The following is a 12,446-nucleotide window of genomic DNA, read 5'->3' as shown; positions in this document are numbered from 1 at the left end:
CAACACTTTTGAATTTAACGCAACACTTCGGATTTTGGTGCAACACTTATACCCTTTTTCGCAACACTTTGAGTTTACGCAACACTTTCGTATTTCGCGCAACACTTTGCACGTTTGGCGCAATACTTTTGAATTTAGCGCAACACTTTGTACCGTTTCTGCAACACTTTCTATTTTGACGCAACACTTTGCCGCGTTCTCCATTAAAATTCATCTAAATTTGTAACCCAAACTATTCTTAACCGTATTAAAGTAAAGCTTAAGTTTAGTTTGTCTGATCTATATCCATTAAATACAGGGGGGAAAAATATGATAGGCGAAATCTTCATCGTAATTGTCTTAATGATACCGCTTTATGCCTTCTTCATTTGGACGTATAACTACCCTGAAGAAAGCTTTTTATGGGGAAAACGCTGGATGTACGAAGAAGAACCGGAAGTTTCTCCAAAAGTTGTCCTCTATATGAAGTTTGTTTCCATTTTGGCTATGATTGGCACACCTATTGTTTTTATAAGATATTTTTCAACACAGCCAGTTTTTAGTCTTTTACTAATAATTTTAATTGCTGTATTTTTAGCTGGTGCAATCATAATTTTTACAAGAGAATAGCTTAGAACGAACAAAAAAACAGTTCCAATGTAAAATTGGAACTGTTTTTTATTATGCGGCCGGCTTTCCCCTGCACCCTTATTTGTTTAAATATATCTTACTATTTGTTCAAGAGGAAGACGTGATGATCCATAAGCCGGTGCTGCTGCTTCACCAATAGCAATAAGTAAAATAGGGATTTCATTCTGCGGTAAATTAAATTTCTCCGCAAATTTCACTTTGTCAAAGCCACCCATTGGAACTGTGTCATAGCCCATGTCCTTAGCCAATAGCATGATCTGCATGGATATAAGTCCCGCATCGAAATGAACAATATTTTTCATGACTTCTTCAGGAAGATTACCGTATAAAGAAAGTGAGCTGTCTATCATGAAATTAGCTATTTCTCTACTCATATAGCCCTTTTCAAAATTAGTATTATAAATTTTTTCTGTATTTTTGTACATTTCTAGGTCACCGAGTACAGCGATAATAGCCGATGATGTCTCTACTTGTTCTTGATTATTAGCGATTGGTCGCAATTCCTTTTTAACCTGCTGGTCCTCAATAACTATAAAGCGCCATGGCTGCATATTACTTGAGGAAGGCGCTGTAATTGCTTTTTGTAACAAAGTTTGTAGATCCTCATGTGGAATAACGACGTTTTCTTTATATTTACGAACTGATTTTCTTTCATGGATCAATTGGTCGATTGTTGTATGTGTTTTTTGCATATAAAAAACCCCTTTTCAAATTTTAATGATTTTTTTAGTTCGTGTTATCAATCAATTTCTTGACTAGTGTCTGAAGCTGTTGAATCTCTTGATCGGTAAATCCATTAAATAATTCGTCTATGAATTCATTTTTACCTAAATCACAGTCTTCCAAAGTAGCTATACCAGTGTCCGTGATTTGTACTATTACTTCTCTATTATTTTGCTTATTACGATTGCGAACGACAAAGTTTTTCTCTTCTAGTATTTTTAAGTGTCTTGTGATCGCACCTTGATCTATTTTCAACGTTTGCTGTAGCTCTATTTGGGAAAGCTGTGCGCGTTCAAATATGGTGTTAAGCATTTCATATCTAGTTAGGCTAATACCTGTCTTCTTTTCAAAGTTTTGAGCTATGCGCCTATCAAGACTTTTAAGCATAAGTAATGTTTGTTTTATTTCTTTAAAGGACTTAGCCATCTTTCCACTCCTAACAGACTGAACTCTTGACCAGTCAACTGTTGATTCGTCAATTATAATTTATTAAAATAATTAATCAAGTATTTTGATTCGCACAAAAAAAAACTGACGACCATGTTAGTTAGTAGCTAACAAATAGTCGTACAGTTTTAGTTCATACTTATTTTGCGTTACGCTCTAGCATTTCTTCCTTTGTATAGATAATGCGCATCGGATTGCCTCCAACAAAGCAGCCCTCTGGTACGTCAGCATTTACTAATGTTGCCGCAGAAATAATGGCATCGTTACCGATTGTTACTCCAGGCAAAATAGTAGAATTTGCACCTATTAAAACACGGTCTCCGATAATAACATCACCAATTCGGTATTCATCGATTAAATATTCATGTGCTAAAATCGTTGTGTTATAGCCAATAATCGTATTGTCCCCCACTTTAATCCTTTCTGGGAACATCACGTCGACCATGACCATTAAAGCAAAGGAGGTTTCTTTGCCGACCTCCATACGTAGAAAGGTACGATAAAAAAAGTTTTTCCAGCTTAAGAAAGGTGAATATCTCGCAGCTTGAATAAAAATAAAGTTTTTAATGACCTTCCAAAACGGAACAGTATCGTATACATGCCAAAGGGAATTCGCACCTTTTACAGGAAATCTCTCGGTTTTCCTCATAGAAGCTGTCCTTTTTTAATAGAAAGTAAGTCATTTATATGATGGAGCATGTACGTTGGATTGTATGTTGACAAGAAATCCTCACCTTTTATAGACCAAGCGACCCCAGCAGTATCCACTCCAGCATTTTGTCCACCCACTATATCATGAAAATTATCTCCTATCATAAGGGCATCCTCTTTTGAGACATTCAAATGTTCTAAAGCAAGTAATATTGGTTCTGGATCTGGCTTTGTACGAGAAACATCTTCCAATCCAACAATCGTGTCAAATAATGACTGACACCCCATTAGCTGAAGTCCTCTAGCAATCATTTCTCTTCTTTTAGTCGAAACGATTGCTAGCTTATAGCCGTCATTCTTTAATTTATGAAGCGTTTCGACAACTCCATCGAATGGTGCAACCATTTGGTCATGATGCTCCAAGTTCCATTCTCTGTATGACAAAATGAGCGAATCAGTTTGCGTAGGATCGATCGCTTCACAGGTTTCCTGAAGGGACGGTCCTAAGAAAGGAATGACTGAGTCTCGATCATATTTCCCAGGAAATTTATCTCCTAAAATATGTAAATAACTTTCAATAATGAGCTCATTGGTATCTAATAACGTGCCATCAAAATCAAAAAGCAAAGCCTTGTATGTTACTTCGTTCATGTCGTAAGCACTTCCTTGGTTTTTTTCTGTTCTGATTTACGCCAAATATAAGCGACAATAATCGTCAAGACAAAAGCCGTGATTAATCGAATGAGCAAGAGCGGTAAAATTGGAATCCCTAAGGGAACAAAGATTAACGTATCCTCCACGACCGCATGACAGGCTACTAGGAAGATAAAGGCTAATGTTGCATCCTTCTTACTAACGCCGTCCTCCTGAACTGCCTGTATCATTACTCCAGCTCCATAAGCTAAACCAATAACAAGACCAGCAACTAGAGTCATAGATGCATTTGGCTGCACCCCAATTACTTTTGTGAATGGCGCCAGCTTCTCTGAAAACTTTTGTAAATAGTTTCGGTCTTTTAAGAATTGAATAATCACCATTAGTGGGATGACAATCAGCGCAAGCTGCAACACACCAAAGGTAGCCTTTTGAAGACCAAGTAATATGATCTCAAGCCAGCCATCTGGTACACTTTGCGTAGCTTTAACTACTCCATACTTAGCCACTTCGCCTCCGCCTTGCCACACTAGGTTAATAATAACGGCAGAAACGATAGCGAGCCCAAAACGGACGAGTAATACGACCCACAGCTTCACTCCAACCTTTAGTGCAACTCCTGTTTCAATGAAAATATTGTGGGAGAACGATAACATCGTTGCTAATATAAATACTTCTTTTACAGTTAACTCTAATGACAAAATTCCTGCTATACCTGCATACAAATTTAATGCATTCCCTAAAACAAGAGGAATAGCCGCTTCCCCTCGCAAGCCAATCAAGCCCATAAATGGTTCTATAAATTGTATAATCCACGGTAATACAGGTGTATATTGCAAAATAACAACGATTAATGTAATTGGAAAGATAACCTTGCTTAACGTCCATGTTGTCTTTAAACCAGCGGACAATCCCCTTTTAAGAGTTCCCATTTCCATACCCAATCCCATCTTTCTTACTTATCTTGATAACGCACAACTGGCTTAACCATTTTTCTTCTATAAATAAATATAATAATTGCGACTGCAATCGTCACAAGTGATACTACTTGTGCAGTACGCAAATCTCCTATTAAATAAAGACTATCCGTACGCATTCCCTCGATAAAGAAACGTCCCACCGAATACCACGTTAAATAGAAGAGGAACATCTCTCCACGGCGAAGGTTCACCTTACGAAGTAGCAATAGAATAATGACACCAATCAGGTTCCAAACGGACTCATAAAGGAACGTTGGGTGATAATATTTTCCGTCGATATACATTTGCTCTATGATCCAATTAGGAAGGAATAAATTTTCTAAGAAGGTTCTTGTTACCTCTCCTCCATGTGCCTCCTGGTTCATAAAGTTACCCCAACGACCGACTAGCTGGCCGATTAAAATACTTGGAGCTAATATGTCCGTGACCTTCCAAAATGAGCTCTTTCTTTTTTTCGTAAAGAAGTAAGCAGTTAAGAACGATCCGATTAACGCACCGTGGATCGCTATTCCACCCTCCCATATTTTAATAATATTCTCCGGGTGCTGACTATATATATCCCATTTAAAAATTACATAGTAAATACGCGCACTAATGATAGCAATCGGAACAGCCCAAAGTAGTAAATCAGTTAAATAATCTGGATGAAACCCTCTTTTCACCATTTCTCGCTGCCCGACTATAAAAGCAAGCACAATTCCAAACGCAATAATTATTCCGTACCATCTTACTTCTAGCGGCCCTAAGGAAAAAGCGACCGGGTCAATTGCTTGTAGAATATTCATAAAAGCTCCTTTCCACTATGTACATCATTTAAAATTCTCCATTTTGGCTTATTACATCATCTAACCGCTTTGCAAAATCCTCCGCTGCATTTACACCCATTCTTTTCAATCGGTGATTCATAGCAGCAACCTCGATGATAACTGCTAAGTTTCGTCCAGGACGGACTGGCACTGTGAGTTTAGTCACTGCGGTATTGATAATCTCCATCTTCTCTTCCTCGAGCCCTAGTCTGTCATAGCTTTTCTTTTCATCCCAGATTTCTAGCTCAATCACAAGAGTAATTCGCTTATAGCTGCGAATGGCACTAGCGCCAAACAACGTCATAATATCTATTATACCTAATCCACGAATTTCCAAAAGATGCTCTATTAATTTTGGAGCACTTCCTACTAAAGTGTCCTCGCCCTCTTGCCTAATTTCAACGCAATCATCTGCGACTAACCGGTGGCCCCTCTTCACTAATTCAAGTGCTGTTTCACTCTTACCTACACCACTTTTACCTGTTATTAATACGCCGACTCCGTAAATATCGACCAATACTCCATGGACGGCAGTAGTCGGAGCTAGCATACTCTCCAAATAATTTGTCAGCAAGCTAGAGAATCTGGTGGTCGGCATACTAGTAGTGAGAACAGGGACTGATTTCTCGTTAGATGCTATAATTAACTCATTAGGAACTTCCATGCCATGGGCAACAATAATAACTGGTGTGTCCTGTGCACAAAGCTTCGTCATCCGATCCGTTCTCTCTTTCGGCTTTAGTAATTCAAAAAAAGAAACCTCTGTTTTCCCCAATAGCTGAATTCGATCGGAAGGATAGTGCATAAAGTAACCAGCCATTTCTATACCAGGTCTTGAAATATCACTGATAGAAATGTGTCGTCCAATACCCTCTTGTCCGCTAACTAAGGACAAATTAAATTTCTCTTGTATATCTTTACTCGTCACATGAGACACATTTCCCACTCCTTTAACCTCTGATAAACTTAGTTCTTATTTTAGCATGAATAAACATTTAATTAGTATCCATTTATCTTTTCTCTACCTATTTATTAATTAAAAGGAGGAAGTTTAATGAAGATTATTTTAGATGCAGGTCATGGCCCTAACACCGCAGGAAAAAGAACGCCAGATGGAAAGATGAAGGAATATGAGTTTAACAGCACAGTCACGAGATTAATAAAGAAGGAGCTAGATCGCTTCGGAATAATAGTAATTTTTAGTCACTCTGACGAAAAAGATGTACCTCTACGAGAACGAACCGCCCTAGCAAACAAATTAAAAGTGCAAGCATTTATCTCTATCCATGCAAATGCATACGGCTCTAACTGGAACGATGCTAGCGGTATAGAAACCTTCACTTACACAAAGCCTTCTGCCGATTCTGTCATACTTGCCAAACATATTCAAGAATCTATCTGCACCTCTGCGGAAAGGAAAAACCGTGGGGTTAAAAAGAAGGATCTAGCTGTTTTACGGGATACGAACATGCCAGCTGTTCTAGTAGAATGTGGGTTCATGACCAACCAGGAGGAAGCAAGATTACTGCAAACGGATGATTACCGTCTAAAATGTGCCAGTGGAATTGCAACAGGCATAAAACTTTGGGTTAAAAAGTTTCAATTAGAAGAGGTATAGGGGGGTGCTCCCTATACCTCTTTTTTGTTCAGCCTAAGTGCCGATCAGAAATGCATATTTTGAAATTCTCCCTCTATTGTTAGGTGGTTTCTAACAATAGAGATTATCGATTTATCATATGGAAAATTTATCTATACATGGAACCTATATTTACTTAAGTCGTATATAATTAAAAGACAGAGGGAGTGAAAGGTTTGAAGAAACTATTTGTATTAGGATTTTTAGTCAGCTTGACTTTAGCTGCTTGTAGTTCATCCACATTGAGCTTTAGTGAAGTTGAAAGGGTTCCGGATCATGTGCAAGACAAAGTGGACTCCAGCTTAACCCTTCAATCCATCACCAATGATGCAGAGGGTAAATATATTGTTTTTCATTCAAGCGGAAATGTTGAGTCAGATTTAGATATACAAGGAAACATGGTCACTATACAGTTCAATGTCACTAATCTGGGGGATGTTGTTAAGCAGCATACCTATTATTTTACATCAGACCCGAAGCATGATGTGTTAGATGTAACAGTGAATGGTGAATCAATACCTTTTGATAATGTAACAATTGACTAAATCGAATATTTATTTTAGTTTTTCCATGCCATTTAGGGTATTCAGCTATTAATCCCTGTATTTTGAATTCCTATTATAGTAATCATTCTTACCAAAGGGGGGTTAGAAAAGTTGAATCAAGTAGTAGCAAAGATTATCTATTTTGTATTTACCATATTTATTTTCACCACACTTTGGAGACTTATGGGCTTATTTTGGAATGCTTTTGTGCCCTGGAATGTTCAAACCGATCTATTAACCATTTTTGTTGTAACTCCGGTACTAATAGCTATGTCGTTTATATTATCGAGTCTGTCCTTTAAGGTTATAAGAAGCTCTAAATAATATTGGGGTTCCTAAAGATATTATTGGACTAATGTCCCTTGATATAGAGCTTGCCAGTAGAAAATCTGTGCTTTGAAAGTTGTCTCATATCTTCGTGACTTTAACCCTAAAAGGATTAATTTCCTGTAGTTTAGTGAAAGAATATCTTTAGTTAATTTCCTTTAAGAGGTGAGGGTGTTGGCGAAAGCAGACCAATTAACCTTCTAAAAAACACACATTGTATAGGAGGTTAATTAAATGAAATTTAATATAATTGATAGAGAGAATTGGGAGAGAAAAGAATACTTTGATCATTTTATTAGTCAACAATGTACTTTTAGCATAACAACAAATATTAACATCACAGCATTACTAACACAGCTTCAGAATAAGGGATTTAAATTATATCCCGCATTTATTTACATAGTCACCCGTACAGTAAATTCGCATAAAGAATTTAGATTTAGCTTTAATGAGGAGGGAATCTTGGGATACTGGAATGAAATGATTCCAAGTTATACAATTTTCCATCAGGATAGCAAGACATTCTCAAGCATATGGACTGTGTTTTCTAATGAATTTAGTGCCTTTTATAAGAGCTGCCAAGAGGATATACAGCAATATACGAATGTTAAAAAACTGGAATCAAAAGATAATGTACCAACAAACAATTTTAATATATCAAGTATTCCATGGGTTTCTTTTACTGGTTTTAACCTTAATATGAATAATGACAACGACTATTTATTACCTATAATTACAGGTGGAAAATATTTTCACCAGAACGATCAAACATTGTTGCCTATTACCCTACAAATTCATCATGCAGTTTGCGATGGATACCACGCAAGTCTATTTTTTGAGGAGTTACAGAAATTAGCTAATAATTGTCATGATTGGCTGCCTTAAAGATTAATAGTAAAAATGAATCCAATAAGAAAGACCAAATCCTAATCGATTTGGTCTTTCTTTTTTATGCTTCTGTTGTATATCTTACTACTACGGATCCTGTTTTAGCGTCTCCATATATTCTTAACGGTTCTTTTTCAGAGTCAACAACCTTTGTGAAAGCAACACGTTTATTGAGCACTTGCTCTGACTGGTTTAATTGAGTTACATCTGTAAGCTGTACATCGATACGACCTAGCTGAGTAGTAGTCTCACCTTTTAAGGAAATATCTTTAGGCACATAGATTTCTACCGTGCCAGCTACAGCTGTCCCTTCAATTTTACGAGCTTCTTTGTCTTTCGTTGTTAAAATAACATGTCCACTAACGGATGAACCTTCAATTTCCTTCAGTTTACCATCTACATAAATGCGACCATTCATTGTTTCTACTTCTACTGTGTCACCTTCGACATGTTGAAGCTGAACAGAGCCATTTACTGTTTCTATATCTGCACGATGGAACTTACTGTTTTCTAATTCAACCTTACCATTTGTTGTTTTAATCTTGAATGTATTAGCCTCTAGATTTTGTGCTACAAAATCACCGTTAAACAAACGAGCAGAAATATGGTTATACTCTTTTTCTGGAACAAACAAAGCTACTTGTACGGAAATAGTTTTCATATCGCTATATACGCGTAGTTTGTTTCCTTCAGTAGTAAATATAAACTCTTCTTGGAATCTCTTTCTTGCCTCATCCTCTGTAGAATTTTTAAAGGATTTGACTTTCACCGTAGCATGAGCAAATGGCTCCTCCGATGGAAAGATGTTCACTTTACCATTTGTAAGGTTAATCGAGATATCGTCAAATTGCACATCTTGTTTTACAAACTTCTCTTCAAAAGTAACAGGATCATTGAATTTCATTTCAAACTCGAAATCCTTCATTTTATCTACAGTCCCCTGCATGAACTGCATGAAACGATCTCCTACCATCGTAAAATCACGTTTTAAGTCCTCGATAAAATCTGCGCTACCTTGTTTGACTTGCTCTGTTTTTTTCTCTTCTTCAAACTTTTGAGTATTTACTTGGGGAGTTACAATTGTTGCTTGCTTACCTAGCTCTTCTAAAAGTGCCAGTGCTTCCTGTGCAGTAATCGTGCCGTTTTCAACCATATCCAAAATACGTTTACGTTCTTCTTGCATAGTTAAAGGCCTCCTCATAAATTTAAAAGTATATTACAAATATCTTCCTACTAGTTATACGTTCTGTGAGTCAAAAGGTTTCACTTACGTTTTTTAGGCTTTAGCTTTTTGTTGTTGCTTTATTAATGCCTTCTTCCATTCTTTTACGATCTCGCTCTAAAATAGGCTTTAAATAGTTTCCAGTATAAGAGCCTTTTGCTTCTGCAATTTTCTCGGGTGTCCCTGTCGCTAAAATGGTTCCGCCCTTGTCTCCACCCTCAGGTCCCAAATCGATTAAGTGATCTGCCGTCTTAATCACATCTAGGTTATGCTCAATCACTAAAACTGTGTCTCCATTTTCAACTAAGCGTTGTAAAACGCCAAGCAGTCTCGCAATATCATCTACATGTAATCCAGTAGTTGGTTCGTCTAGAATATAAAATGACTTACCGTTAGAACGCTTATGCAGCTCTGATGCCAGCTTTACTCGTTGTGCTTCTCCACCTGAAAGAGTTGTAGCAGGCTGTCCCAGCTCCATATATCCAAGCCCAACGTCAAAGATAGTTTGGATCTTGCGACTTATTTTCGGATGATTTTCAAAGAATGCCAAAGCATCCTCAACAGTCATCTTCAAAATGTCTGCAATACTTTTTCCTTTATACAATACTTCAAGTGTTTCACGGTTGTATCGTTTTCCATGACAAACCTCACAAGGTACATAGACATCTGGTAAAAAGTGCATCTCTATTTTGATAATACCGTCTCCGCGACAGGCTTCACAACGGCCGCCTTTTATATTAAAGCTAAAGCGACCTTTTTTATATCCTCGAATTTTCGCCTCGTTTGTCGAGGCAAAAAGATCTCTTATATCGTCAAATACCCCTGTATAAGTTGCAGGATTCGAACGAGGAGTACGCCCAATAGGAGACTGATCGATTTCAATTACCTTATCAAGCATTTCAATTCCTTCTATTGTTTTATGTGCACCCGGCTTCGTTCTAGCCCGATTAATTTGGTGTGCCAATGATTTATAAAGAATCTCATTCACCAGTGTACTTTTTCCTGATCCGGATACCCCTGTGACCGCTGTAAATACTCCTAACGGGATATCGACACTCACATTCTTCAGGTTATTTTCAGTCGCTCCTTTAATCTTGATATAACGTCCATCTGGCTTTCTTCGTTCAATAGGTAGCGGAATATACTTTTTACCACTCAAGTATTGTCCAGTTAGTGAATTACTATCTTTCATTACTTCCTCTGGAGTTCCAGCTGCAACAATTTCCCCACCGTGGACACCAGCACCTGGTCCCACATCGATTAAATAGTCTGCTGCCATCATCGTGTCCTCATCGTGCTCAACTACGATTAACGTATTTCCTATATCTCGCATATCCTTAAGCGTTGCAACTAAGCGATCATTGTCCCTTTGGTGAAGACCAATAGAGGGCTCATCCAGAATATAAAGTACACCAGTAAGTCTTGATCCTATTTGAGTTGCTAATCGAATTCGTTGAGCCTCTCCCCCAGATAAAGTTCCAGATGCACGATTAAGCGTCAAATAATTTAACCCTACATTATCAAGGAAGCTCAGACGTTCATCAATTTCTCTTAGCACTAGTCGAGCTATTTGCATATCCTTCTCTGATAGCTTTAATTCCTTAAAGAACTTATATGCTTCTTCTATGGAAAACTCAGATACTTGACCGATATGCATAGAATCCACTTTTACTGCCATTGTTTCTTCTTTTAAACGATACCCCTTACAAGTAGGACAGTCATGCTCTGCCATATACTTTTCCATTTGTTCACGTGTGTAGTTGGAAGATGTATCTCTATAACGTCTTTCTATGTTTGCAAGCACGCCTTCAAATTGAATTTGATTATCTCGCATTTGGCCGTATTCATTTTGGTAACGGAAACGAATTTTGTCCTTACCCGAACCGTACATAATTTTGTTCCATTGATCAATTGGTAACTTTTCGACTGGTACATTCATTTTTATTTTGTAATGCTTGCACACTGCTTCTAGTAGCTTAGGATAGTATTGAGAACTTGTTGGCTGCCATGCAACAATTGCACCTTCTTCTAAAGTTAAGCTCTTATCTGGCACAACTAAATCTGGGTCAACCTCCAATTTAGCACCTAGTCCATCACAATCGCTACATGCACCAAAAGGGCTGTTAAATGAAAACATTCTTGGCTCTAACTCGCCAATAGAAAATCCACAAATGGGACATGCATGATGCTCGCTAAATAGTAGTTCCTCTTGCTCCATCACATCTATTAAAACTCGTCCATCTCCAAGTCTTAATGCAGATTCTAAGGAATCACTTATTCGAGCAGCAATCCCTTCCTTTATAACAATTCGGTCGATTACTACTTCAATATTATGCTTCTTATTTTTGTCTAAAGTTATATCGTCATCTAAGTCTATTAAATCTCCATTAATGCGAACACGTACGTATCCTTGCTTTTTCATGTCCTCTAGCAATTTCACATGAGTTCCCTTACGTCCTGAAACAATCGGGGCAAGAATTTGCATTTTTGTTCTTTCCGGATATTCAACGAGTCTATCAACCATTTGCTCAATTGTTTGTGAGGATATCTCTATTCCATGCTTCGGGCAAATCGGTTTACCAACCCGAGCGTATAGCAATCTCATGTAATCGTAAATTTCAGTAACTGTTGCTACCGTAGATCTTGGGTTCTTACTTGTTGTCTTTTGGTCAATCGAAATAGCAGGTGACAGGCCTTCTATAGAATCCACATCTGGCTTGTCCATTTGGCCTAGAAATTGTCTTGCATAGGCCGACAAGGATTCGACATAACGTCTTTGCCCTTCCGCATAGATCGTATCAAAAGCTAAAGAAGACTTACCAGAACCAGATAAACCTGTCATTACGACAAGCTTATCTCTTGGTATTTTAATACTTATATCTTTTAAATTATTTGTTCGAGCACCTTGAATATTAATTTCTTGGTTTTTCACCAATC

14 protein-coding genes are annotated in these 12,446 nt (G+C 37.6%); 5 read left to right on the top strand and 9 right to left on the bottom strand.

All coding sequences use genetic code 11. The features are described 5' to 3' along the window. Positions 1-309 precede the first annotated feature (309 nt). Entirely contained in the window at positions 310-609 is a 300-nt protein-coding gene (locus tag MKX96_RS05605; protein WP_340882660.1) for a hypothetical protein, read from the top strand. Positions 610-695: 86 nt separating this feature from the next. On the opposite strand, the gene MKX96_RS05600 is transcribed toward MKX96_RS05605, so the two are convergent. From MKX96_RS05600 to hprK, 7 genes are all read right to left on the bottom strand, one after another. Continuing rightward, positions 696-1,322: a nitroreductase family protein gene (locus tag MKX96_RS05600; protein WP_340882658.1), complete on the bottom strand. Its 627-nt coding sequence runs from the start codon at positions 1,320-1,322 to the stop codon at positions 696-698. Between the two features lie 34 nt (positions 1,323-1,356). Further along, positions 1,357-1,779, bottom strand: a complete 423-nt coding sequence (locus tag MKX96_RS05595; protein WP_340882657.1) for a MarR family winged helix-turn-helix transcriptional regulator — start codon at positions 1,777-1,779, stop codon at positions 1,357-1,359. 160 nt (positions 1,780-1,939) lie between these two features. Continuing rightward, positions 1,940-2,449, bottom strand: a complete 510-nt coding sequence (locus tag MKX96_RS05590) for an acyltransferase (protein WP_340882655.1) — start codon at positions 2,447-2,449, stop codon at positions 1,940-1,942. Then, on the bottom strand, positions 2,446-3,102 hold the full coding sequence (gene ppaX / locus MKX96_RS05585; RefSeq protein WP_340882653.1) for a pyrophosphatase PpaX: 657 nt from the start codon (positions 3,100-3,102) through the stop codon (positions 2,446-2,448). The genes MKX96_RS05590 and ppaX overlap by 4 nt, the downstream gene beginning before the upstream one ends. Continuing rightward, positions 3,099-4,037, bottom strand: coding sequence for a nucleoside recognition domain-containing protein (locus MKX96_RS05580; RefSeq protein ID WP_340885881.1), 939 nt, complete (start codon positions 4,035-4,037; stop codon positions 3,099-3,101). Before MKX96_RS05580 ends, ppaX begins: the two co-directional genes overlap by 4 nt. A 23-nt stretch (positions 4,038-4,060) precedes the next feature. Further along, positions 4,061-4,870: a prolipoprotein diacylglyceryl transferase gene (lgt, locus tag MKX96_RS05575; protein WP_340882650.1), complete on the bottom strand. Its 810-nt coding sequence runs from the start codon at positions 4,868-4,870 to the stop codon at positions 4,061-4,063. 28 nt (positions 4,871-4,898) lie between these two features. After that, positions 4,899-5,828 (bottom strand): HPr(Ser) kinase/phosphatase, encoded by a 930-nt coding sequence (hprK, locus tag MKX96_RS05570; RefSeq protein WP_169359723.1) that lies wholly within the window; start codon positions 5,826-5,828, stop codon positions 4,899-4,901. A 117-nt stretch (positions 5,829-5,945) separates the two neighbouring features. Between hprK and MKX96_RS05565 the strand changes: the two genes are divergently transcribed. The 4 genes from MKX96_RS05565 to catA all read left to right on the top strand — a co-directional run bounded on the left by MKX96_RS05565 (position 5,946) and on the right by catA (position 8,284). Continuing rightward, the gene (locus MKX96_RS05565; RefSeq protein ID WP_340882648.1) at positions 5,946-6,509 is read left to right on the top strand and encodes an N-acetylmuramoyl-L-alanine amidase; all 564 of its coding nucleotides are present in this window, start codon (positions 5,946-5,948) and stop codon (positions 6,507-6,509) included. Positions 6,510-6,703: 194 nt separating this feature from the next. After that, the gene (locus MKX96_RS05560; protein ID WP_340882645.1) at positions 6,704-7,072 is read left to right on the top strand and encodes a peptidylprolyl isomerase; all 369 of its coding nucleotides are present in this window, start codon (positions 6,704-6,706) and stop codon (positions 7,070-7,072) included. A gap of 111 nt (positions 7,073-7,183) precedes the next feature. After that, positions 7,184-7,396: a hypothetical protein gene (locus MKX96_RS05555; RefSeq protein ID WP_340882642.1), complete on the top strand. Its 213-nt coding sequence runs from the start codon at positions 7,184-7,186 to the stop codon at positions 7,394-7,396. Between the two features lie 237 nt (positions 7,397-7,633). Then, positions 7,634-8,284: a type A chloramphenicol O-acetyltransferase gene (catA, locus tag MKX96_RS05550; protein ID WP_340882640.1), complete on the top strand. Its 651-nt coding sequence runs from the start codon at positions 7,634-7,636 to the stop codon at positions 8,282-8,284. 64 nt (positions 8,285-8,348) lie between these two features. Here catA and MKX96_RS05545 read toward each other — a convergent pair whose 3' ends face one another. Together MKX96_RS05545 and uvrA are read right to left on the bottom strand one after the other, a co-directional pair. Continuing rightward, positions 8,349-9,470 (bottom strand): DUF4097 family beta strand repeat-containing protein, encoded by a 1,122-nt coding sequence (locus MKX96_RS05545; RefSeq protein ID WP_340882639.1) that lies wholly within the window; start codon positions 9,468-9,470, stop codon positions 8,349-8,351. 100 nt (positions 9,471-9,570) lie between these two features. Next, positions 9,571-12,441 carry an excinuclease ABC subunit UvrA gene (uvrA, locus tag MKX96_RS05540; protein WP_340882637.1) on the bottom strand — a complete coding sequence of 957 codons (2,871 nt, stop codon included), beginning with the start codon at positions 12,439-12,441 and terminating at the stop codon, positions 9,571-9,573. Positions 12,442-12,446 lie beyond the last annotated feature (5 nt).

This window comes from Psychrobacillus sp. FSL W7-1493, assembly GCF_038004905.1.
Classification (GTDB): Bacteria; Bacillota; Bacilli; order Bacillales_A; family Planococcaceae; genus Psychrobacillus.
Note: the sequence above shows the minus strand (reverse complement) of the source record. Positions and strands in the feature narration are given on the sequence as shown.